Source organism: Pigmentiphaga sp. MLSB6-MA01 (assembly GCF_058793475.1).
Map to the genome: position 1 here is coordinate 187,734 of NZ_JBXAFV010000009.1, position 21,223 is coordinate 208,956.

At 67.6% G+C, this 21,223-nt stretch carries 20 protein-coding genes and 1 tRNA gene; 16 read left to right on the top strand and 5 right to left on the bottom strand.

Going from position 1 to position 21,223, the window contains the following annotated elements; translation table 11 throughout:
* Nucleotides 1-87: 87 nt before the first annotated feature.
* Nucleotides 88-789 carry a DUF2968 domain-containing protein gene (locus tag AC1Q6E_RS16440; RefSeq protein ID WP_152800258.1) on the top strand — a complete coding sequence of 234 codons (702 nt, stop codon included), beginning with the start codon at nt 88-90 and terminating at the stop codon, nt 787-789.
* A gap of 49 nt (nt 790-838) precedes the next feature.
* Here the strand turns inward: AC1Q6E_RS16440 and AC1Q6E_RS16445 are convergent, their stop codons facing one another.
* A complete protein-coding gene (locus tag AC1Q6E_RS16445) occupies nt 839-2,050 on the bottom strand; it encodes an MFS transporter (protein ID WP_492573110.1) in 1,212 nt (403 codons plus the stop codon).
* 106 nt (nt 2,051-2,156) lie between these two features.
* Here AC1Q6E_RS16445 and AC1Q6E_RS16450 point away from each other — a divergent pair, with 106 nt between their 5' ends.
* Both AC1Q6E_RS16450 and AC1Q6E_RS16455 read left to right on the top strand, forming a co-directional pair.
* Nucleotides 2,157-3,068, top strand: coding sequence for a LysR family transcriptional regulator (locus AC1Q6E_RS16450; protein ID WP_152800256.1), 912 nt, complete (start codon nt 2,157-2,159; stop codon nt 3,066-3,068).
* Nucleotides 3,069-3,205: 137 nt separating this feature from the next.
* Nucleotides 3,206-3,282, top strand: a tRNA-Arg gene (locus tag AC1Q6E_RS16455).
* Nucleotides 3,283-3,441: 159 nt separating this feature from the next.
* On the opposite strand, the gene AC1Q6E_RS16460 is transcribed toward AC1Q6E_RS16455, so the two are convergent.
* Nucleotides 3,442-3,816, bottom strand: a complete 375-nt coding sequence (locus tag AC1Q6E_RS16460; protein WP_152800255.1) for a hypothetical protein — start codon at nt 3,814-3,816, stop codon at nt 3,442-3,444.
* A 42-nt stretch (nt 3,817-3,858) separates the two neighbouring features.
* On the opposite strand from AC1Q6E_RS16460, the gene AC1Q6E_RS16465 reads away from it, so the two are divergent.
* From AC1Q6E_RS16465 to AC1Q6E_RS16475, 3 genes are all read left to right on the top strand, one after another.
* Complete coding sequence (locus AC1Q6E_RS16465) at nt 3,859-4,224, top strand: hypothetical protein (RefSeq protein ID WP_152800254.1); 366 nt, start codon at nt 3,859-3,861, stop codon at nt 4,222-4,224.
* A 310-nt stretch (nt 4,225-4,534) separates the two neighbouring features.
* On the top strand, nt 4,535-5,263 hold the full coding sequence (locus tag AC1Q6E_RS16470; protein ID WP_152800253.1) for a cytochrome c family protein: 729 nt from the start codon (nt 4,535-4,537) through the stop codon (nt 5,261-5,263).
* Entirely contained in the window at nt 5,260-6,537 is a 1,278-nt protein-coding gene (locus tag AC1Q6E_RS16475) for a c-type cytochrome (RefSeq protein WP_492573111.1), read from the top strand. Before AC1Q6E_RS16470 ends, AC1Q6E_RS16475 begins: the two co-directional genes overlap by 4 nt.
* A gap of 28 nt (nt 6,538-6,565) precedes the next feature.
* On the opposite strand, the gene AC1Q6E_RS16480 is transcribed toward AC1Q6E_RS16475, so the two are convergent.
* Nucleotides 6,566-7,489 carry a DUF72 domain-containing protein gene (locus tag AC1Q6E_RS16480; protein ID WP_152800251.1) on the bottom strand — a complete coding sequence of 308 codons (924 nt, stop codon included), beginning with the start codon at nt 7,487-7,489 and terminating at the stop codon, nt 6,566-6,568.
* 67 nt (nt 7,490-7,556) lie between these two features.
* On the opposite strand from AC1Q6E_RS16480, the gene AC1Q6E_RS16485 reads away from it, so the two are divergent.
* The 8 genes from AC1Q6E_RS16485 (at nt 7,557) to AC1Q6E_RS16520 (ending at nt 16,363) form a co-directional block, all read left to right on the top strand.
* Nucleotides 7,557-9,635: an ATP-dependent helicase gene (locus AC1Q6E_RS16485; protein WP_492573112.1), complete on the top strand. Its 2,079-nt coding sequence runs from the start codon at nt 7,557-7,559 to the stop codon at nt 9,633-9,635.
* Between the two features lie 116 nt (nt 9,636-9,751).
* On the top strand, nt 9,752-12,145 hold the full coding sequence (locus AC1Q6E_RS16490; protein ID WP_492573113.1) for a bifunctional salicylyl-CoA 5-hydroxylase/oxidoreductase: 2,394 nt from the start codon (nt 9,752-9,754) through the stop codon (nt 12,143-12,145).
* Between the two features lie 127 nt (nt 12,146-12,272).
* Nucleotides 12,273-13,046 carry an SDR family NAD(P)-dependent oxidoreductase gene (locus AC1Q6E_RS16495; RefSeq protein ID WP_492573114.1) on the top strand — a complete coding sequence of 258 codons (774 nt, stop codon included), beginning with the start codon at nt 12,273-12,275 and terminating at the stop codon, nt 13,044-13,046.
* Between the two features lie 10 nt (nt 13,047-13,056).
* Nucleotides 13,057-13,599 carry a MarR family winged helix-turn-helix transcriptional regulator gene (locus AC1Q6E_RS16500; protein WP_152800247.1) on the top strand — a complete coding sequence of 181 codons (543 nt, stop codon included), beginning with the start codon at nt 13,057-13,059 and terminating at the stop codon, nt 13,597-13,599.
* Nucleotides 13,600-13,616: 17 nt separating this feature from the next.
* Nucleotides 13,617-14,471, top strand: coding sequence for an enoyl-CoA hydratase family protein (locus AC1Q6E_RS16505; protein WP_152800306.1), 855 nt, complete (start codon nt 13,617-13,619; stop codon nt 14,469-14,471).
* Between the two features lies 1 nt (nt 14,472).
* On the top strand, nt 14,473-15,660 hold the full coding sequence (locus AC1Q6E_RS16510; protein ID WP_492573115.1) for an acyl-CoA dehydrogenase family protein: 1,188 nt from the start codon (nt 14,473-14,475) through the stop codon (nt 15,658-15,660).
* A 20-nt stretch (nt 15,661-15,680) separates the two neighbouring features.
* On the top strand, nt 15,681-16,085 hold the full coding sequence (locus tag AC1Q6E_RS16515; protein WP_152800246.1) for a RidA family protein: 405 nt from the start codon (nt 15,681-15,683) through the stop codon (nt 16,083-16,085).
* Between the two features lie 77 nt (nt 16,086-16,162).
* Nucleotides 16,163-16,363 carry a hypothetical protein gene (locus AC1Q6E_RS16520; RefSeq protein ID WP_296555049.1) on the top strand — a complete coding sequence of 67 codons (201 nt, stop codon included), beginning with the start codon at nt 16,163-16,165 and terminating at the stop codon, nt 16,361-16,363.
* A 25-nt stretch (nt 16,364-16,388) separates the two neighbouring features.
* Here AC1Q6E_RS16520 and AC1Q6E_RS16525 read toward each other — a convergent pair whose 3' ends face one another.
* Both AC1Q6E_RS16525 and AC1Q6E_RS16530 read right to left on the bottom strand, forming a co-directional pair.
* The gene (locus AC1Q6E_RS16525; protein WP_492573116.1) at nt 16,389-16,694 is read right to left on the bottom strand and encodes a hypothetical protein; all 306 of its coding nucleotides are present in this window, start codon (nt 16,692-16,694) and stop codon (nt 16,389-16,391) included.
* Nucleotides 16,695-16,779: 85 nt separating this feature from the next.
* Complete coding sequence (locus AC1Q6E_RS16530) at nt 16,780-17,745, bottom strand: Bug family tripartite tricarboxylate transporter substrate binding protein (RefSeq protein WP_296555052.1); 966 nt, start codon at nt 17,743-17,745, stop codon at nt 16,780-16,782.
* Nucleotides 17,746-17,972: 227 nt separating this feature from the next.
* On the opposite strand from AC1Q6E_RS16530, the gene AC1Q6E_RS16535 reads away from it, so the two are divergent.
* The gene (locus AC1Q6E_RS16535; protein ID WP_492573117.1) at nt 17,973-20,246 is read left to right on the top strand and encodes an ABC transporter substrate-binding protein; all 2,274 of its coding nucleotides are present in this window, start codon (nt 17,973-17,975) and stop codon (nt 20,244-20,246) included.
* On the top strand, nt 20,243-21,220 hold the full coding sequence (locus AC1Q6E_RS16540; RefSeq protein WP_152800241.1) for an ABC transporter permease: 978 nt from the start codon (nt 20,243-20,245) through the stop codon (nt 21,218-21,220). The genes AC1Q6E_RS16535 and AC1Q6E_RS16540 overlap by 4 nt, the downstream gene beginning before the upstream one ends.
* The last annotated feature ends 3 nt before the right edge of the window (nt 21,221-21,223 follow it).

Genomic DNA, 21,223 nt, shown 5'->3' on the forward strand with positions numbered 1-21,223 from the left:
TCATTAAAATCGGACACGCTTTGTTACGGCCTGTCCGACGAACTCGATATGACCAAGGAAGCTGGAATGAAAATGAGGACATGCAGAATGTTCCGACAAGTGGGGATCGTACTGTTGTTTTCCGCGGCGTCCGTGGGGGCCTCTGCCCAGGTGGTCCAGAACACGACCGCACGGCCGTCGGCCGCCCAGGCCCAGACCCCGGCCCAGGCCGCGCAGGCCCGGCCTGTCGATGGCGGCCAGTCGGCTTCCAACAACAGCACGATGGCGGAACTGCAGCAACTCATACAGAACCGCACGTTGAACGAACTGCGCACCACCTATAACGGCAACTACGGGGCGAGCCTGCTGTTCAAGGCGGACGACCTGACGTATTACGTGGCGATGTTCCAGCAGAAGAATTTCTGGCGCGTGGTCAAGACCACGTCGGAGTCGCAGGCCGAGCAGACCTACAAGGCTTTCGTCGAGCAGACGGTGCAATTGGCCGATGTGGACATCCGCCGCATCAAGCTCGACGCCGAGCGTGCCGTGACCGAAAAACAGATCAGCGCCAACGAAACGCGCCTGAACGCGCTGCAGAACGACCTGAGCATGCAGCGCCAGCAGGAGCAGCAGGTGGCGGCCCGCCAGGAGCAGGCCCGCCAGGAGGCCGCCGCGCTGGCCAACGAGCGGCAGGCCGCGCGCGAGCAGCTCAATACCCTTCAGCGCCAGATCCGCGTGCTGGAGGAACAGCAGACCAAGCTGGATGGCTCCTCCGGCGTGACGAGCCAGGACGTCCGGCGCGGCCGCTGAGTCTGGACCGCCGCGCAGTGCCGGAACCGGGGCCCCAGGGCCCCGGTTGTCATTTCGGGGTGCCAGGAACCAGCAAGGCCGCCAGTCCCAGCGCCGCGCCGGTCGCGCATATCGCCTGCCACTGGCCCAGGCTCCATGCCACGCCGGCCAAGGCGGATCCGGCCGCGCCGCCAAGAAAGAACAGACCGACGAACAGCGCGTTGACGCGGCTGCGGGCCGCGGGGTCCAGCAGATTGACGGCGCGCCGTCCCAGGGTCTGGTCGCCGGTGACGCCGGCATCCAGGACGATGGCCGCCAGGCCCATGGCGATCCAGGCCGCATGGCCACCGTGCCAGGCGCTTCCGGCCCAGGCCGCCAAGGCAAAGGCGCCGACCATGCCGAGATGGGAGATCGCCGTCACCGGCCGCGTCCAGCCCCGGTCGCCGGCCCGGCCCACCCAGGGCGTGATGAAGGCGGCGGCCGCGCCCACCAGCGCGAACACGGCGATGCCGCGCTGTCCCACGGAGTAGGGCGGCTGTGCGAGGCGCAGCGCGACGGCGGTCCAGAACAGGCTGAAGGCCGCCATGCTGAGGGCGGCGCTGGCCGCGCGCCGGCGCAGGACCGGTTCGCGGCGCAGCAGCGATCCCAGCGACACGATCAGATCGAGGTAGCGCGGACCGGGCGGCGGCAGCCGGTCGGGAATGCCGCGCACCAGCGTCAGGCCGAGCGCCAGCGACGCCACGGCGCTGGCGGCATAGAACGCGCGCCAGCCCAGCGTGTCGGCCAGCAGGCTGGCCAACGGCCGGGACAGCAGAATGCCCACCATCAGGCCGCCCATGATGTCGCCGATCACCCGCCCCCTGATATCGGGGCCCACCATGGCGGCGGCGATGGGCACCAGCACCTGGATGACGGAACTGGCCGCGCCCAGGACGAACAAGGCCGCCAGCAGCAGCGCGGCGGAGGGGCTGCACGCGGCGGTTGCCGCGGCCGCCGCGGCAACCGCCAGCATCGCGCGCACCAGGCGGCGGTGGGGCGCCACGTCCGCCAGGGGGACGAGCAGGAACAGCCCGGCCGCATAGCCCAGCAGCGTGATCATCGCCATCAGGCCCGACGACATCGGTGCGAGGCCCAGCGAGGCGCCCATGACGCCCACCAGCGTCTGCGGCGCGAAGAGATTGGTGACGAGGACGCCGGTGGCGGTGCCGAACAGCAGCACCGGGGGCCGGGTCGATGGAGACGCGGGCGGGGCCAGGGCCCCGGATTTGCCGCAGGTGGTCATGCGAAGCTCCGTTTGATAAATTAATTGCATATCGAACGGAAACTTTATTTTTCTATCGCATGATCAAGCAATTCAATCCTTCGCATCATCATTATGCGCGGATGTCATGAACATCCATGACCTGGAAGCCTTCGTGGCGGTGGTGGAGACCGGTTCCATCGTCGGCGCGTCGGCCCGCCTGCACCTGACGCAGCCGGGTGTCACGCGTCGCGTGCAGAACCTGGAAGAGCGCCTGGGCGCGACCCTGCTGGACAGGCAGTCCAAGCCGCTGAAGCCGACGGCGGCGGGCCGCGAGGCCTACGAGCACGGCCGCCGGGTGCTGCGCTCGCTGGAAGACCTGAAGGCCGGGGTGTCGCCCCACGGGGAAGTGCGGGGCGAATTCCGGCTGGGCATCATGCCCTACCTGTCCGAAGCCGCGCTGATGCAACCCTTCGATCGGCTGCGCACCGATTTCCCTGCGCTGACCCTGCGCGTGACCTCGGGCTGGTCGCCGCGCCTAGTGGAGCAGGTCGCGCGCAGCGAGCTGGATGCCGTCGCGGTATGCCTGGCCGATGGCGTGCCGCCGCCCGAGTCCCTGGTGTGCGACGACCTGGGCGCCCAGCGGGTGCTGCTGGTCGCCGCGCGTTCGCTGAAGGTGCCGCGCCGTCCGGATCTGGAACAGTTGTCCCGTTTTTCCTGGGTCATGAACGAGAACGGTTGCGGCTTCCGGGCTTACATCCGCCATCGGTTCGAGGCCGAGCGGCTGCCTTTCCAGGTAGCGGTCGAAGCCCTGAGCGTGGACCTGAGGATGTCGCTGGTGGCGCGCGGCTTCGGCATCGGCATCGTGACGCCCGCCGCGTTCGCGGGCGGCGCGTGGCGCGACGAGGTCGAGGTCATCGCGTCGCCTGATTTCCGTCCCCGCGTGCGCGCCTGGCTGTTGCACCGTGAGCCGGCGGGCCGGCTGGCGCGGCCCATCGCCGCGTTTCGGCAAGCGCTGGTCGAGGTGTTGAAGGAGCCGGACTCGCTGCGCGAGCCGTGACCGGGGGGCCGATCAGTGCGGAGCAGGCAGGGGAGGCGCGGCAAGGTATCCGGGCGGGTTTGATGCGGGGTTTGCCGGGTTTTCAGGCCCCGATTTGCAAGCCGAAAAAAGTGTCGCTATAATCTTATTTCTTTGCAGCGCCCGTAGCTCAGTTGGATAGAGTACTTGGCTACGAACCAAGGGGTCGTGGGTTCGAATCCTGCCGGGCGCGCCAGTTGTATAAGGGTGTTAGTGATAGTGGTCACTAACACCCTTTCCTTTTGCGCAGTCTTTTGCGCGACGTTTTCTCCCCCTTCATCCGTTCACCGCGCGCAGCAGGGATTACCTGATCCCGAGTTCCGCTGACCCGGTTTGCCTGTTCGATCCTGGTGGATCACCGACGCCGATCCCGCACGCGCGCGGAAGGAAGCGGAAGGCCCGCATGGGTCGTCAGCCAATGGCCGTACTTCGCTTCCAGGCCGCCAAACCAATCGCTTCCCAGCTCCACAACGAGCGCGTCCCTGGTATCGGAAAACTCGCCCTTGATCGAGGTGTCGAACATCGCGGCGTAGATATCGACCGCGGGCATGTCGGTGGCAACGAATACGCCGATGCCTTTGGAATCAATCCACAGCGGCGCGGCCTTGCTGTAGACCTTCTCTTGCAAATTGCGCAATGCCTTTTGAACCATGGCCGCGTTGTCTTTCGACGCGGACATGAGTACCAGGTACCGCTTCAGTTCTTCCGTGCTGCCGAATGGGTTTTCCATAGCTGACTCCTTTGCCAGGCGGGTGGGGGCGGCTCCCATTCTATGCGCCTGGGGCCGGTCGCTCGTCAGCGCACTACCCGCGTCGGCCTCGATGGTCGTTATTGCCGCATCGGCATCGGCTTTTTTCCGATTTCAGCGCACGTTCTTGAAAATGGCCGCCAGGAACGACAGTTGCTGCCCATTGCCACTTTCGAGGAGGTCGACATGCTGACACTCAATGACGTTCAGGATGCGATGCGCGTTTGGGACGAGGCTCATGCCGCGGTGCATGACTATTTCGGGAACAACGACATTCTTGATCCGCACTGCCGGATGGGATGGCAGGATCTGGTCGAAACCGAAAATCTGGCGCGGACGCAGGCCTTGACGGCCGTCAACAGTTATCGCGGCCAGGAGCAGGCAAAGTAGGCTACAAGCGGCGTCGCAGTCTTGCCGGTTGGACGCCGAGCTGCCCTGGATTGGGGGATGCCCGGGCGCTCTGCAACTCGGTTTGAGTGAACTCCACCTGTTCGCGCCGCGCGCGAAGAGGGGTCGCTCCGTCCACGGTTCGGCTGATCACGCCATGCGGTATCTGCGCCTTGCCGATACCGCGACCTACTTACCCATGCGACGATCGGTCGCGTGCCATCCCCCGCACTTCGCCCACCAACCCCGGGTACACTGCCTGTGTCGAAACGCTGCCCCGAGGCGCGGCTTTACGCCGTTGCCTCACTGACCCATGCCATTCGTCAACTACAAATACAAAATCCTGGGGGGACTTGCCGCGGTGGCCTTGTCGGCGCCGTTGGCGGCTCAGCAGCCCGAGAAGCTCGAACCGGGCACCATGGCGGGACGCATGGCGGCCTGTACGGCCTGTCACGGCGCGCAAGGCCGCGCCGGGCCCGATGGCTATTACCCCCGCATCGCCGGCAAGCCGGCCGACTACCTGTACAACCAGCTCGTCTATTTCCGCGCCGGCCAGCGCCAGTACCGGCCGATGCAGCATCTGCTCGAGAACATGTCGGACGATTACCTGCAACAGATCGCCGTGTGGTTCTCCGACCAGCATCCTCCTTATCCCGACCCCAGGCCTTCCCGCCTGCCCGCCGCCACGCTGGAGCACGGCCGGCAGCTCGTGATGGAGGGAGACCGCGCGCGCGGGGTGCCTGCTTGCGTGTCCTGTCATGGGCAGGCGCTGTCCGGTGTGTTGCCGGCGGTGCCGGCGTTGCTGGGGCTGCCGCATGATTACCTGAGTTCGCAGTTCGGCGCGTGGACCAACGGCCTGCGCAAGGCGATCGCGCCCGATTGCATGGCGGATATCGCGCGCCGCCTGACGCCCGAGGACGTCAGCGCGGTGGCGGGGTGGCTGTCATCGCAGCCGGTGCGCGAGGTGGTTCCGGCCGCCAGCCTGCCCGGGCCGATGCCGATGGAATGCGGCAGCCAGGTGCACGTGGGGAGCCGGCGATGAACAAGCGTGGATTCCTGTTGGGTGTGCTGGCGGTGGCTGTCGCGGCGGTGGGGACGGTGTTCTGGATGGGGCATCGGGAGTACGACGCGCCCGCCCAGGCCGCTGCCGCGGAAGAGGGCGGGCAGCAGGTGGAGCGCGGGCGCTATCTGGCGCGCCTGGGCAATTGCGTGGGATGCCATACGGCGCCGGGCGGCGAGGCCTTTGCCGGCGGCCGGGCGCTGGCCACGCCGTTCGGCACGTTCTATGGCCCGAACCTGACGCCTGATCCGGCGAACGGCCTGGGCAAATGGAGCGCCGACGATTTCTGGCGCGCGCTGCATCAGGGCAAGGCGCCGGACGGCAGCCTGTTGTATCCGGCCTTTCCGTATCCGAGTTATCGCCATGTCTCGCGGGCGGATGCGGACGCGCTATTCGCCTATCTGCGTTCGCTGCCGCCGGTGGCGCGGGCGAACCGGCCGCATGAGCTCGAGTTCCCCTACGACCAGCGCTGGCTGGTGGCGGTGTGGCGGGCCTTCTATTTCCGGCCGATGTCGGACGAACCCGCTCCGGCGGAGCCGTCCGAGGCCTGGCTGCGCGGACGTTATCTGGTCCAAGGCCTGGCCCACTGCGCGGAGTGCCATACGCCGCGCAACCGCCTGGGTGCGATGGCGCCGGATGCGGGGCTGGCCGGCTCGCTGATCGGCGGGCAGTCGTGGTATGCGCCGCCTTTGACGGGCGATCGTGTGACCGGTCTGGGGGAGTGGACCCGGCAGGATGTCATCGATCTGCTCAAGACCGGCATCGCTCCCCGCTCGCATGCGGCAGGGCCGATGGCCGAGGCGGTTCATCAGGGCTTCCAGTATGCGAACGATGCGGACCTGGAGGCGATGGCGGTCTATCTGAAGTCGCTGCCGGCGGTCGGCACCGATCCCGCCTCGGTATCCGCCGCCGCCTCGCCCGCGCTGATGGCCGCGGGAGGCAAGCTCTACGAGCAGCATTGCGCCCAGTGCCACGGTGCCGATGGACAAGGGCGGCCGCCAGCTTGGCCGCCGCTGGCGGGCAATATCTCGGTCGTCGCCGCTTCGTCGGACAACGCGGTGCACATGGTCCTGTCGGGCGGTTTCGCGCCGGCGACGGCGGGCAACCCCCAACCGCACGGCATGCCGCCGTTCGGCCAGTCGCTGGGGGACCAGGATGTGGCGGCCGTGGTGTCGTTCATCCGCCAGAACTGGGGCAACCAGGCCAGCGCCGTCAGCCTGCCCGAGGTGCGCCGCGTGCGCGAGGCCGTGCGCTAGTGAACCCGCGCACGGCTCCGGTCCGGCTTCAGCGTGCCGTGCCGGAGCCGCGGGCACGGCGCGGCTGCCGCATCGTGCCGTCGAAGGCTTGCGCGTTGCGCATGCCCTGGTCCTCGAAGTTGGTGTTGAACAAGACGTGGACGTTGGCCGCGGCCTGCGTGAGCCGGCGTACCAGTTCGGCGATCCGTTCCAGCTCCCCGGGGGTGTATTCGTAGACGAAGCGGCCCGACGAGGCGGCGATGCCCCGGCGGTTCCAGGCTTCCTCATTGCGTCCGTGCAGGCGTACCACCGCCAGGTCGGGGCGCGTCGCCGTCCAGACGGCGGGCACGCTGTTCACGTGTTTGTCCGGGCTGTCGACCACGGTATGGGCCGCGCCGAGGTCGCGCAGCAGGGCCAGCGTGCCGGCCCGGCCCGCCGGGTCCAGCCAGCCGCGATGGCGGAATTCCACCGCGTGGACCTGATCCTCCATGCGGCGCGCGCAGGCGCGCACGAGGGCGCGGCCGGCGGCGTTGTTGCGCACCCGGGGGGCGTACTGGAAATGGACCGCGGCCAACTGGCCGCTCTGGCGCAGCGGCTCCAGGCCTTGCAGGAAACGGCTCCAGAGTTCGTCGCGCAGTTCACCCGGCAGGGTGGCATGGTCGACGATGCGGGCCTCGGGGGGAAGCTCCCCGGCGATATCGGCCGGCAGCGCCGCGGCCGGGGTCAGATGCCCGGTGAAGAGGCGGAAGGCCTTCAGGTGGAAGACGAAGTCCGGCGGCGTGCGCTGGGTCCACAGGTGCGCCGTGCGTGCGGCCGGCAGCCGGTAGTAGCTGCTGTCCACCTCGACCAGCGGGAAGCGCGAGGCGTAGAAGCGCAGCCGGTCCTCGGCCGTGCGGGCCGAGGCGGGATAGAAGCGGCCGCAGGCCAGCAGGGTGGGGTCGGTCCAGGATGAGGTGCCGACGCGGACGGTCATGGCGGGAAATCCGGCGGAAGGTGCATGGGCGTTTATACTGGATGAATATACAGTTTTCCTGTGTCCCATGTCACATGCTCCCGACACGCCGGCCCACGATCCCTGGGCCGACCTGAATCCCCGCCAGCGCGAGGCCGTCGAGTACGGCACGGGCGCCGATGCCGGCCTTTGCGGACCGTTGCTGGTCATTGCCGGCGCGGGCTCGGGCAAGACCAGCACGCTGGCCCACCGGGTGGCGAACCTGGTCCTGAAGGGGGTCGATCCGCACCGGATCCTGCTGCTGACATTCTCGCGCCGGGCCGCCATCGAGATGGAGCGCCGCGCGGGCCGGGTGATGCAGGCCGTGCTGGGCATGGGCGGGCAGCCGCCATCACTGCCCTGGTCCGGGACGTTCCACGCCGTGGGGGCGCGGTTGCTGCGCGACTATGCTCCGCGCATCGGCCTGTCCGAGGCGTTCACCATCCATGACCGGGGAGACGCCGAGGACCTGATGGGCTTCGCGCGGCACGAACTGGGGTTTTCCGGCACCAAGTCCCGCTTTCCCTTGAAGGGCACCTGCCTGGCCATCTACTCGCGCGCCGTCAATAGCCAGGCGCCGCTGGATGGCGTGCTGGCCCGGCATTTCCCCTGGTGCGCGCAATGGGAAGAGCAACTGAAGACGCTGTTCGGCGCCTACGTGCAGGCCAAGCAGGACCAGCACGTGCTGGATTACGACGACCTGCTGCTGTACTGGGCCGAGATGACGAAGGAGCCCGCCATCGCCGCCGAGCTGGGCGCCGCCTTCGACCATGTACTGGTCGACGAATACCAGGACACCAACCGTCTGCAGGCGGAGATCCTGCTGGCCATGAAGCCGGACGGCCGCGGCCTGACGGTGGTGGGGGACGATGCCCAGTCCATCTATTCGTTCCGCGCCGCCACCGTGCGCAACATCCTGGATTTTCCCTCGCAATTCTCGCGGCCCGCGCACCTCGTCACGCTGGACCGCAACTATCGCTCGACCCAGCCTATCCTGGACGCGTCCAACGCGGTCATCGCCGAGGCGCCCGAGCGCCACGCCAAGCAACTCTGGACCGACCGTGCCTCGGCGCAGCGGCCGCAACTGGTCTACGTCAGCGACGAGCCAGGGCAGGCGAGATGGGTGGCGGACCAGATCCTGGCACGGCGCGAGACCGGCGTGCGGCTGATGTCGCAGGCGGTGCTGTTCCGCGCGGCCAGCCACAGCGCCGGACTCGAGCTCGAACTCACCCGCCGCAACATCCCTTTCGTGAAGTTCGGCGGCTTGAAATTCCTCGAGGCCGCCCATGTGAAGGACGTGCTGGCCCTGTTGCGTTGGGCGGCCAACCCGCTCAGCCGCCTGTCCGGTTTTCGCGTGGCGCAGTTGATGCCCGGCATCGGTCCGGCCAACGCCGCCCGCCTGCTCGATGCCATGGCCGGGCCCGGGCAGGCGGTGCGGGCCCTGGCCGATTTCTCACCGCCCGCCGCCGCGGCGGAAGACTGGAAGGTCTTCGCCGATACTTTCGTGGCGCTCAGCGACGCCGGCCTGGCCTGGCCCGCGCACCTGGACCTCGCGCTGCGATGGTACGGCCCGCACCTGCAACGGCTGTATGACGACGCGGTGGTGCGCCTGGCCGACCTCGACCAGCTGGCGCGCATCGCCGGCACCTACGGGTCGCGCGAGCAGTTCCTGACCGAGCTGACCCTGGACCCGCCCGACGCCACCAGCGCGCAGTCGGGGCAGCCGCTGCTGGACGAGGACTACCTCATCCTGTCCACCATCCATTCGGCCAAGGGGCAGGAATGGAAGGCCGTCTACGTGCTGAACGTGGTCGACGGCTGCATTCCTTCCGACATGAGCACCGGCGACGCCGACGAGATCGAAGAGGAACGGCGCCTGCTGTACGTGGCCATGACCCGCGCCAAGGAGGATCTGCAGCTGGTCGTGCCGCAGCGCTTCTACGTGCACCAGCAAAGCGGGGTGGGCGACCGCCACGTCTACGGTACGCGCAGCCGCTTCATCCCGGAACGCATGCTGCCGCTGTTCGAGGTCCTGCCCAAGGCGAGGCAAGGCGCGGCCGCGCCCGCGCCGGTCCAGCCGGCTGTCCGCGTCGACATCGCGAGCCGCATGCGCAACGCCTGGAGCTAGGCGGCAAAATGCTTGACGCAAAAATATTTTAAGTATGAAATAATAACCACCAGGCAGGCGGTTCCGTGCGTTCCGCGGCCACTTTCCCAGCCATCGATCCGCCCTGCGGAGGACTCATGAATATCGCGTGCATCGGAGGGGGGCCCGCCGGGCTGTACTTCGCGCTGCTGATGAAGAAGCGGAATCCATCATCCCGCATCGTCGTCATCGAGCGCAACCGTCCTTACGATACCTTCGGCTGGGGCGTGGTCTTCTCGGACCAGACGCTGGGCAATCTGGTGCAGGCCGACGAGACCACCGCGCGCCGCATCCTCCAGTCTTTCAACCACTGGGACGACATCGACGTCCATTTCAAGGGACGCACCATCACCTCGGGCGGCCACGGCTTCTGCGGCATCGGCCGCAAGCGCCTGCTGAACATCCTGCAGGACCGCTGCCAGGAACTGGGCGTCGAGCTGGTGTTCGAGACCGAGGTGGACGACGACCAGGAAGCCGCCCGTCGCTACGGGGCCGACCTGGTGATCGCCTGCGATGGGCTGAACAGCAAGATCCGCAAGCGCTACGAGGACGTTTTCAAGCCCGACATCGAGACCCGTGATTGCCGTTTCGTCTGGCTGGGCACCAAGAAGCTGTTCCCGGCCTTCACCTTCGCGTTCGAGGAGACCGAGCACGGCTGGTTCCAGGCGCATGCCTACCAGTATGACGGCGATACCTCCACCTTCATCATCGAGACGCCCGACGACGTCTGGCAGCGGGCCGGCATCGACAAGATGAGCCAGTCCGAAGCCATCGCTTTCTGCGAACGGCTTTTCGCCAAATACCTGGACGGCCAGCCTCTGCTGAGCAATTCGCCCCACCTGCGCGGTTCGGCGAACTGGATCCGTTTCCCGCGCATCGTCTGCGGGAACTGGGTCCATTGGAACGACATCGACGGCCGGCGCGTGCCGGTCGTGCTGATGGGCGACGCGGCCCATTCGGCGCATTTCTCCATCGGCTCGGGCACCAAGCTGGCGCTCGAGGACGCGATCGAGCTGGCGCGCTGTTTCGACACCTACCAGGGACAGGAACTCGAGGGCGTGATGGCCGGCTACGAAGCCGTGCGTGCCATCGAGGTGCTGAAGATCCAGAGCTCCGCGCGCAATTCCATGGAATGGTTCGAGAACGTCGACCGCTATGTCGACCTGGAACCCGAGCAGTTCGCCTATTCCATGCTGACGCGCAGCCAGCGCCTCTCGCACGAGAACCTGCGGCTGCGCGACGCTTCCTACGTCGAGGGCTACGAGCGCTGGTTCGCGCACAAGGCGTTCGCGGCGGCCGGCCTGGCGGAGCCTCCCGAGGCGCGCGGCAAGCCCGTTCCCCCCATGCTGACGCCGCTGCGCGTGCGCGATCTGGTCCTGAAGAACCGCATCGTCATGTCGCCCATGGCCCAGTACTCGGCGGTGGGCGGCACGGTGGGCGATTTCCACATGGTGCACCTGGGCAGCCGCGCGATGGGCGGGGCCGCCATGGTCGTCGCGGAAATGACCTGCGTGTCGGCCGATGCGCGCATCACGCCGGGGTGCCCCGGGCTTTACCGGCCCGAGCACACGGATGCCTGGAAGCGCATCGTCGATTTCGTGCATGAACACACTGACGCCCGGATCGCCATGCAGATCGGGCACGCCGGCCCCAAGGGATCGACCAGGCTGGCCTGGGAAGGTACGGACCTGCCGCTGGAATCCGGCAACTGGCCGCTTGTCGCCGCGTCCGATGAACAGTACCTGCCGGGCGTGTCGCAGGTGGCCCGCGCGGCCTCGCGCGACGATATGCGCCGCATCCTGGGCGACTTCGTGCGTGCCACCCTCGAAGCCGGGAAGGCGGGGTTTGACTGGCTGGAACTGCACTGCGCCCACGGCTACCTGCTGTCCACCTTTATTTCACCGTTGACCAATCGCCGCACGGACGAGTACGGCGGCAGCCTGGAGAACCGTTGCCGCTACCCGCTCGAAGTCTTCGCCGCGATGCGCGCGGTGTGGCCCGCGCACAAGCCCATGAGCGTTCGCATCTCGGCGCACGACTGGGTCGAGGGCGGGATCACGCCCGACGACGCGGTGGCGATCGCCGGCCTGTTCAAGGTCGCCGGCGCGGACATGATCGATTGTTCGTCGGGCCAGGTCAGCAAGCGCGAACAGCCGGTGTACGGGCGCATGTTCCAGACGCCGTTCGCCGACCGCATCCGCAACGAGGCCGGGATCCGGACCATCGCGGTGGGCGCCATTTTCGAGGCCGACCACGTCAATGGCATCATCGCGGCGGGGCGCGCCGACCTGTGCGCGCTGGCCCGGCCGCATCTGGCCAATCCGGCGTGGACGCTGCTGGAATCGGCGAAGATGGGGTGGGACGTGGAGTGGCCCAAGCAGTACTACGCGGGCCGCCTGCAACTGGAACGCAACCTGGAGCGCGAACGCCAGATAGCGTCCGCGACCCAGGGCATGTCGCCGCGCGAAATCGCGGCGCGGCTACTGGAGTGAGAATGGGACCACCCCCTACGCCCTTCGGGCGCCCCCTGAAGGGGGCGGCACTGGCGGACCGGCAAAGCCGGATCCGCGGTGCCCTGGGTCTGGGCATGAGTCATACGATGGAGTGGTGACATAGCTCATGGATCAATTGAACGGAAAGCATGCGCTGGTGACCGGCGGAGCGCGGGGCATCGGCCTTGCCGTCGCGCGCGGGTTGCTGCGCCACGGCGCGGCGGTCACGCTGACAGGTCGCGACGCGGCGGCGCTGGATGCCGCGGTCGCCGCGCTGGCGCCGCTGGGCACTGTGCGCAAGGCGCGGATGGATGTGGCCGATCCGGTCTCTGTCGAGCAGGGCATGGCCGAGGCGGTGCGCGCGGCGGGCCGTATCGACATCCTCGTCAACAACGCCGGCCAGGCGGAATCGGCGTCCGTGGGCAAGACCGACGACGCCCTGTGGGCGCGCATGCTGGCGGTCAACCTGAGCGGCACCTTCTATTGTTCGCGCGCGGTGCTGCCCGGCATGCTGGAGGCCGGCTGGGGGCGCATCGTCAACGTGGCCAGCACCGCCGGCCTGATCGGCTATACCTACACGGCGGCCTATTGCGCCTCCAAGCACGGCGTCGTCGGACTGACGCGCGCGATGGCGCTGGAGGTCGCCACCAAGGGTGTCACGGTCAACGCCGTCTGCCCCGGATTCACCGAAACCGACCTGGGCCGCGAGGCCATCGCCAATATCTCCGCCCGCACCGGCCGCAGCCAGGTCGAGGCCACGGCGGCGCTGGCCGCGTTCAATCCGCAGAAACGGCTGGTGCAGCCCGACGAAGTGGCCCATGCCGCCGTCTGGCTGTGCCTGCCGGCCTCGGCCGCGATGAACGGCCAGGCCATCGCGGTCGCGGGCGGCGAAGTCACTTGAAGGAGCAACGATGGCTCGCAAGCCCATCGACGAGACGAACGGCACCGGCGCGGGGCGCGACCCCGCGCCGGTGCTCGACCTGGAAGCCCGGCTGACCGAGGACCATCATCAGTCGCTGGTGCTGTGGTTGCGCATGTTGTCCTGCACGGTGCGCGTCGAGACCGAGATCCGGTCGCGGCTGCGCGCCGATTTCGGCATCACGCTGCCGCGTTTCGACCTCATGGCGCAGCTCGAGCGGCATCCCGAGGGATTGCGCATGGGCGAGTTGTCGCAGCGGATGATGGTGACCGGCGGCAATGTCACCGGCATCACCGACCAGCTGGAGGAAGAAAAGCTGGTGGTGCGCGAGCCCTCGCCCGAGGATCGGCGCGCTTTCGTGGTCAAGCTCACGCCGTCCGGCCGCAAGGCCTTCGCGAAGATGGCGGCCGTGCACGAGCAGTGGATCGTCGAGCTGTTTTCGACCCTGCCCGCGGCCTCCAAGGACACGCTGATCGAACTGCTGTCGCAATTGAAACAGGGGCTGACCGACCGGTTGCCCGCCGAACGCAAATAGAACGGGGGATGACGACCATGCGCCATGTTCATGGGGAAAGACAGATGCTGCACGGCGGCCGCACCGTCATGGCCGACTACGAGGCCCGGCATTTCTCGCTGCAGGTGCGCGACGCGGTCGCCATCGTCACGCTTGACCGGCCCGAGCGCAAGAATCCGCTCACCTTCGAGTCGTACGCCGAGCTGCGCGATTTCTTCCGCGCGCTGGCCTATGCCGACGACATCCGTACGGTGGTGGTGCAGGGCGCCGGCGGCAATTTCTGCTCGGGCGGCGACGTGCACGACATCATCGGTCCGCTCACCCGGCTGGACATGCCGTCGCTGCTGGCTTTCACGCGCATGACGGGCGACCTGGTGAAGGCCATGCGCGCCTGCCCGCAGCCCATCGTCGCGGCCGTGGACGGCGTCTGCGCCGGCGCCGGCGCCATCCTGGCGATGGCCTCGGACATGCGCCTGGGCACCGCGCGCAGCAAGACCGCCTTCCTGTTCACCCGCGTCGGCCTGGCCGGCTGCGACATGGGCGCGTGCGCGCTGCTGCCGCGCGTGATCGGACAGGGCAGGGCGTCCGAGCTGCTGTACACCGGCCGCTCGATGGGGGGAGACGAGGGCGAGCGCTGGGGCTTCTTCAACCGCCTGTGCGAGCCGGACGCCTTGTCCGATCAGGCCTGCGAACTGGCGGCCAGCCTGGCGCAGGGGCCGGTGTTCGCCCACGCGATGACCAAGCGCATGCTGCACCAGGAATGGAACATGGGTATCGAGCAGGCCATCGAATCGGAGGCGCAGGCCCAGGCCATCTGCATGGCCACCAACGATTTCCATCGCGCCTACCACGCCTTCGTGGCCAAGCAACGCCCGGTCTTCGAAGGGGATTGAAGTGAGCGACGCATCGAATTCGAGCAGGGCGCAGCACCTGGCCTGGCCGTTCTTCGAACTGCGGCACCAGGAACTGGTGGCGGAACTGGATCCCTGGGCGGCTCGGCGGGTGGCGCATGCGGATGGCGGGGATACCGATGCGACGTGCCGGGAACTGGTGCGCGTGCTGGGCGAGGATGGCTGGCTGCGATATGCCGTGGCGGGGCTGGCGCATGGCGGGTTGACCGATGCCATCGACACGCGCGCCGTCTGCCTGATCCGCGAGACGCTGGCCTATCACGACGGGTTGGCGGATTTCTCCTTCGCCATGCAGGGCCTGGGATCGGGTGCGATCAGTTTGTTCGGGACGGACGAGCAGCGCGCGGGCTATCTGCCGCGGGTGGCGTCCGGCCGGGCCATCGCCGCCTTCGCGCTGTCCGAACCCGAGGCGGGCTCGGACGTGGCCGCCATGGCCTGCGCGGCCACGCCGGACGGTTCGCACTACGTGCTGAACGGCAGCAAGACCTGGATTTCGAACGGCGGCATCGCCGATTTCTATGTGGTGTTCGTGCGGACAGGCGAGGCGCCAGGGGCACGCGGCATCACCGCGCTGGTGGTCGATGCCGATACCCCCGGGCTGGAGATCGCCGAACGCATCGACGTGATCGCGCCGCATCCGCTGGCGCGGTTGCGTTTCGACGGCTGCCGCGTGCCGGTGTCCCGGCGGCTGGGCGAGCCGGGGCAGGGCTTCAAGGTCGCGATGGCCACGCTGGACGTCTTTCGCACCTCGGTGGCGGCCGCGGCGCTGGGCTTCGCCCGCCGGGCCCTGGACGAGGCGCTGGCGCGCGCCACTTCGCGCCGCATGTTCGGCCAGACGCTGGCCGATTTCCAATTGACCCAGGCGAAGCTGGCCGACATGGCCACCGGCGTCGACGCCGCGGCGCTTTTGACCTACCGGGCGGCGTGGATGCGCGACGGCGGGGCGCGCATCACGAAGGAAGCGGCGATGGCCAAGATGAGCGCCACCGAGACCGCGCAGCGGGTGATCGATGCGGCGGTGCAGATGTTCGGCGGGCAGGGCGTGGTCAGCGGCGAGACGGTCGAACGCTTGTATCGCGAGATCCGCGCGCTGCGCATCTATGAAGGCGCCACCGAAGTCCAGCAACTGATCATCGGCCGCGAACTGCTGCGAGCGGCGGGCGCGGCCTGAAGAACGAGAAAGGAGAACCCATGGCATCGAACATCGAGACCCTGCAGCCGGCCGGATGGCCCCGCCCCCGCGGCTACAGCAACGGCCTGGCGGCCCGCGGCAAGCAGATCTTCATCAGCGGGATGATAGGCTGGGAGCCCGACGGCGTGTTCCGCGCCAAGGACTTCGCCGGCCAGGTCCGGCAGGCGCTGGCCAACATCGTCGAGGTGCTGGCCGAGGCCGGCGCGGGGCCGGAGCACATCGTGCGCATGACCTGGTACGTGCTGGACAAGCGGGTCTACGTCGCGTCCTATGAGGACATCGGCAAGGCCTATCGCGAGATCATCGGCCGCCATTTTCCCGCCATGACGGCGGTGCAGGTGGCCGGCCTGGTCGAGGACGAGGCCCAGGTCGAGATCGAGGTGACCGCGGTCATTCCGGATTGACCGTATTCCCGGTCGCGCGGCGCGGGGGGGATGGGTATCATTTCATGCATGGACATTCGCAGATACGGAGAACCATCGTGAAAGATGCCCCCCACAGCCTCAAGTCCGGGTACTACTGGTACTTCATCGACACCGATCCGCCGTCGGTCATCCATATCCACGACACGGGCGCGGCCAGCCTGATGGGGACCGACTACGAGGTGCCGCCCGAAGACGTGGCGGAAATGCTCAAGCGCGGCGAAACCTTCGTCTGGATCGATCCGCCGCTGGTGCCCTAGCGGCTGGCGTCGGCGGCCGCGCGGGTCAATGCCATTCGCCGGCCTCGACGAAGATGTGCCGGCTGGCTTCCAGCAGTTCGGCGCGGGGCGCTCCCAGCTTGATGGCTTCGCCCACCTGCAGCGGCACGTACTTGGTGGCGGACACCAGCACCAGCTGTCCGGCCGGCTGGCCCGGCCAGGTCAGGGCCAGGCAATGCGGGTGATGCGGCTTCTCGCCTTCGTACTTGGCAACCACCACGCCGCTGCGCAGCTCGATGGCGGTGCCGGCATGATGGTCGATCTCGAACTGCGGCAGACCGCCCAGGAACCTGATGTAGGGATGCAGCGCCATCGTCGTCTCCCCCGCGTGCCGGGTGAGGCTATCCTACTTCAACGGGGGATTTCGTCCAATGCCCGCGCGGCAGCGCGGGCCGGCATCAGTCCTGCGCGCTGAAACCGGTCTGGGCCACGATATCGCGCCAGCGCGCGATTTCGCTCAAGGTGTAGCGGTCCAGTGCTTCGTGCCCGGCGAAGGCCGGATTCACGCCCTGTTCCACCAGCTTGCGCTGGACGTCGGGATCCTTCATCACCTGGCCCACGGCGGCTTCCAGCTTGTCCACCACGGCGGGGGGCGTGCCCCGGGGCGCGTACAGGCCGTACCAGCCGGTGGCGTTCACGTCGGGATAGCCGGCCTCGGTCATGGTCGGGATGGTGGGGGCGGCCGGCTGCCTTTGCTTCCCGGTCACGGCCAGGATCTTCAGTTTGCCGCCCTGGGCCAGTTGCTGGGCGACCTGCAGGACGACGAAGCCGAACTGCACCTGGCCGCCGACGAGGTCGGTCACCAGCGGCGCCGAACCCTTGTAGGGCACGTGCTGCATGTCCAGTTGCGCCTTGCGGTTGAACATGTCGCCCGCGAACTGCGACGGCGAGGCGGCGCCGAACGATCCATACGAATACTTGCCGCGTCCGGCCTGGAGCCAGGACACGAGCTCTCCTAGGGATCCCGCGGGCACGCTGGCCGGGGTGGCCAGGGCCAGCTCGAAATCCACCAGCCGCGCCACGGCGGTGAAGTCCTTGACGGGATCGTAGGGCAATTTCTTGAAGGTGACGGGATTGACCGCCATGGTCTGGGCAAAGCCCATCAGCAGCGTATAGCCGTCGGCCGGGGCCTTGGCGGCGGCGGCCGAGCCGATGAACCCGTTGGCGCCCGCCTTGTTCTCGATGATGATGGGCTGCCCCAGTTGGGCGCGCAGCTTGTCGGCGATCATGCGGGCGACGACGTCGGGCGTGCCGCCCGCCGGACCTGGCACCACCAGTGTGACGGGGCGGGAAGGGTAGGTGTCGGCCTGCGCGGCGAACGCCGGCAGCAGGCAGGAAAACGTCAGGATGGCGTGGCGTAGCATGATTTCCCTCGTTGCTGCGAACATTTCATCCTAAGGGTGAAAGCACTGGACCGGGTAATGAAAATCCCCGGCCGGGATATGCCGATTGCCTATACCAGCGTACGCGCCACCCGGAGTTTCGGGGTATTCCTTAGCGAAAGCGGTGTGGGTAGCGGTATGGTTTTTGCTATCCTCGGAAGGATGCTACTCCGGGGAGGTGGTCGATGCGCCTGACGCGCGCTGAGGGTTTGAGACAGGGCGCACAGGGCGCGGGCGGTTGGGCCAGAAAATTCCTGCTGGCGGTGGCGGCGGTCGTCGCGGCGGGCTGCTCTCCGGGCGGGCCCGACGGCGGTACGCCGCTGAACAGCCCCTATGCGGCCGGCGCCGAGCGCGAGAACGTCATGTATACCGCGTTCACGCAGCGCTCGCCCAAGTACCTGGACCCGGCCAGTTCCTATTCGGTCGACGAAACCCCCTACACCTATCAGATCTACGAGCCGCTCTACGGCTACGACTATCTGAAACGGCCCTACCAGCTCGTGCCGCGGGCGGCCGTCCGGGTGGTCGATCCGGTCTACCTGGACGCGCAGGGCAACCGCCTGCCGGACAGCGTGCCGGGCGAACAGGTGGTGCAAAGCGTCTACGACATCCCGATCAAGCCCGGCATCCGGTACCAGCCGCACCCCGCGTTCGCGGTGGACGAGGCCGGCCGGGACGTGTACCGGCACCTGGTCCCGGCGGACCTGGAAGGCAAGTACGCCATCCCGGACTTCCCCCGCACCGGTTCGCGCGAGCTGACCGCCGACGACTACGTCTACGGCATCCGCCGCCTGGCCACCACCCGCGTGGTCTCGCCCATCTACGCGCACATGACCGACTACATCGTCGGTTTCAAGGAATACGGCGACCGCATCCGCGCCGCCGACGCCGAGCTGCGCAAGGGGCTGGCACCGACCACGCGCGACCTGCCGTGGCTGGACTTCCGCCAATATGCCTTCGAAGGCGTGGAGGCGCTGGACCCCCACACGCTGCGCATACGGATCAAGGGCAAGTACCCGCAGTTCAAGTACTGGCTGGCGATGACCTTCTTCTCGCCCATCCCCTGGGAAGCGGACCAGTTCTACAGCCAGGCCGGCATGACCGAGCGCAACCTGACCCTGAACTACTGGCCGGTGGGGACGGGGCCCTACATGTTGACGGAGTACCGCGAGAACCGCCGCCACGTGCTGTCGCGCAATCCCAATTTCCGTGGCGATCCCTATCCCTGCGAGGGCACGGACGAGGACCGCGCCGCCGGCCTGCTCCAGGACTGCGGCAAGCCCACTCCCTTCATCGACCGCATCGTCTTCAACATCGAGAAGGAAAGCGTGCCGCTGCAGGGCAAGTTCCTGCAGGGCTACTATGACGTGCCCCAGGCCGAGCGTGGCGAGTACGGCGTGGCCTATCTGGTGGCGGCGGGCGACTCCAAGGAGAAGGCGGCGCTGTACGCCGAGCGCGGGCTGAAGCTGCCGACCACGGTCGAGACGCAGAACTGGTACATGGGCTTCAACTGGCTGGATCCGGTGGTGGGCAAGGGCGACAACCCCGCCCAGGAAGCGCGCAACCGCAAGCTGCGCCAGGCCATCAGCATCGCGGTGGACTGGGAAGAGTACGTCACCATCTTCGAGAACAGCCAGGCGCAGGTCGCGCACGGACCGCTGCCGCCGGGCCTGCTGGGCTACCGCGATCCGCCCGCCGGCGCCAACCCGGTGGTCTACGACATCGCCGGCGACAAGGTGACCCGCAAGCCGCTGGCCGAGGCCCAGCGGCTGCTGGCCGAAGCCGGCTACCCCGACGGCCGCAACGCGCAGACCGGCCAGCCCCTGGTCCTGAACTACGACGCGATGGGCGGCGTGTCGCCCGGCGCGCGCTCGCAATTCGACTGGCTGCAGCGCCAGTTCGGCAAACTGGGCATCCAGCTCGAAGTCCGTTCCACCGACTACAACCGCTTCCAGGACAAGATGCGGCGCGGCGTGGCGCAGATCTTCATGTGGGGCTGGAACGCCGACTATCCCGACGCCGAGAACTTCCTGTTCCTGCTCTACGGCCCGAACGGCAAGGCGAAGGAAGGGGGCGAGAACGCCTCGAACTACGTCAATCCCGAGTTCGACAAGCTGTTCGAGCGCATGAAGTACCTCGACGACGGGCCCGAGAAGGAAGCCCTGATCGCCCGCATGGTCGCCATCGTGCAGACCGATGCGGCATGGATGTTCGGCTACTTTCCCAAGTCCGGGGGCGCCTACCAGCAATGGGTGGGCAACGGCAAGCCGACCCAGATGATACGGAACAACCTGCAGTTCATGAAAATCGATGCCGCCCTGCGGACCCGCAAGATCGCCGAGTGGAACCAGCCGGTCTGGTGGCCGGTGGCGCTGGCGGTGCTGCTGCTGGTCCTTCTGGCCGTGCCCGCGTGGCGCATGGTGCGGCGCCGCGACCGCGCCGTGGCCGTCCATACCGACCGTTCCCCGGGAGATGCGGCATGACCGCCTACATCGTGCGCCGGATCCTGTACGGGGTCCTGATCCTGATCGGCGTCAACCTGTTCACTTTCATGCTGTTTTTCGCGGTCAACACGCCGGACGACATGGCGCGCCTGTCCATAGGCGGGCGCCGGGTCACCGCCGACGCCATCGAGAAATGGAAGGTCGAGCGCGGCTATGACAAGCCGCTGCTGGTCAATGCCCAGGCCGAGGGCGCGCGGCGCTACACCGACACCATCTTCTTCGACCGCTCCGCCCGGCTGTTCGTGTTCGATTTCGGCGCCTCGGACGCCGGCCGGGACATCGGCTACGAGATCCGGCAGCGGGTGGGACCCAGCCTGGCGCTGGCGGTGCCGACCTTCCTGCTGGGCCTGTTCGCCAGCGTGGCGTTCGCGCTGCTGCTGGTGTTCTTCCGCGGGACCTATCTCGACTTCTGGGGCGTGGTGCTGTGCGTGGCCATGCTTTCCATCTCGGCGCTGTTCTACATCATTGCCGGGCAGTATCTCTTTTCCAAGACCCTGAGGCTGGTCCCGCTGTCGGGCTTTGCCGGCGGCCTGGACGCCATGCGCTTCCTGGTGTTGCCCGTGCTGGTGGCCATCATCGCCAAGCTGGGGCCCGAGGCGCGCTTCTACCGCGCGCTGTTCCTGGAGGAAATCGGCAAGGACTATGTCCGCACGGCCCGCTCCAAGGGGCTGTCCGAGCGCCTGGTGCTGTTCCGCCACGTGCTGCGCAACGCCATGCTGCCCATCCTGACCAGCACCATCTCGGCCATTCCGCTGCTGTTCATGGGCAGCCTGATCGCCGAGTCCTTTTTCGGCATACCCGGGCTGGGCAGCTACACCATGGACGCCATCAACGCCCAGGACTTCGCCATCGTGCGCGCCATGGTGTTCATCGGTTCGGTGCTCTACATCATCGGCCTGATCCTGGCCGACATCTCCTACACGATCGCGGATCCGCGCGTGCGTTTCGAGTAAGAA

Excerpts from the sequence above, each read along its gene's own strand:
- AC1Q6E_RS16460 (WP_152800255.1), bottom strand. The coding sequence starts at position 3,816 with ATGGAAAACCCATTCGGCAGCACGGAAGAACTGAAGCGGTACCTGGTA.
- AC1Q6E_RS16445 (WP_492573110.1), bottom strand. The coding sequence starts at position 2,050 with ATGACCACCTGCGGCAAATCCGGGGCCCTGGCCCCGCCCGCGTCTCCA.
- AC1Q6E_RS16450 (WP_152800256.1), top strand. The coding sequence starts at position 2,157 with ATGAACATCCATGACCTGGAAGCCTTCGTGGCGGTGGTGGAGACCGGT.
- AC1Q6E_RS16515 (WP_152800246.1), top strand. The coding sequence starts at position 15,681 with ATGGCATCGAACATCGAGACCCTGCAGCCGGCCGGATGGCCCCGCCCC.
- AC1Q6E_RS16525 (WP_492573116.1), bottom strand. The coding sequence starts at position 16,694 with ATGGCGCTGCATCCCTACATCAGGTTCCTGGGCGGTCTGCCGCAGTTC.
- AC1Q6E_RS16500 (WP_152800247.1), top strand. The coding sequence starts at position 13,057 with ATGGCTCGCAAGCCCATCGACGAGACGAACGGCACCGGCGCGGGGCGC.
- AC1Q6E_RS16540 (WP_152800241.1), top strand. The coding sequence starts at position 20,243 with ATGACCGCCTACATCGTGCGCCGGATCCTGTACGGGGTCCTGATCCTG.
- AC1Q6E_RS16470 (WP_152800253.1), top strand. The coding sequence starts at position 4,535 with ATGCCATTCGTCAACTACAAATACAAAATCCTGGGGGGACTTGCCGCG.
- AC1Q6E_RS16490 (WP_492573113.1), top strand. The coding sequence starts at position 9,752 with ATGAATATCGCGTGCATCGGAGGGGGGCCCGCCGGGCTGTACTTCGCG.
- AC1Q6E_RS16480 (WP_152800251.1), bottom strand. The coding sequence starts at position 7,489 with ATGACCGTCCGCGTCGGCACCTCATCCTGGACCGACCCCACCCTGCTG.
- AC1Q6E_RS16505 (WP_152800306.1), top strand. The coding sequence starts at position 13,617 with ATGCGCCATGTTCATGGGGAAAGACAGATGCTGCACGGCGGCCGCACC.
- AC1Q6E_RS16440 (WP_152800258.1), top strand. The coding sequence starts at position 88 with ATGTTCCGACAAGTGGGGATCGTACTGTTGTTTTCCGCGGCGTCCGTG.
- AC1Q6E_RS16475 (WP_492573111.1), top strand. The coding sequence starts at position 5,260 with ATGAACAAGCGTGGATTCCTGTTGGGTGTGCTGGCGGTGGCTGTCGCG.
- AC1Q6E_RS16465 (WP_152800254.1), top strand. The coding sequence starts at position 3,859 with ATGCGCCTGGGGCCGGTCGCTCGTCAGCGCACTACCCGCGTCGGCCTC.
- AC1Q6E_RS16530 (WP_296555052.1), bottom strand. The coding sequence starts at position 17,745 with ATGCTACGCCACGCCATCCTGACGTTTTCCTGCCTGCTGCCGGCGTTC.
- AC1Q6E_RS16485 (WP_492573112.1), top strand. The coding sequence starts at position 7,557 with ATGTCACATGCTCCCGACACGCCGGCCCACGATCCCTGGGCCGACCTG.
- AC1Q6E_RS16495 (WP_492573114.1), top strand. The coding sequence starts at position 12,273 with ATGGATCAATTGAACGGAAAGCATGCGCTGGTGACCGGCGGAGCGCGG.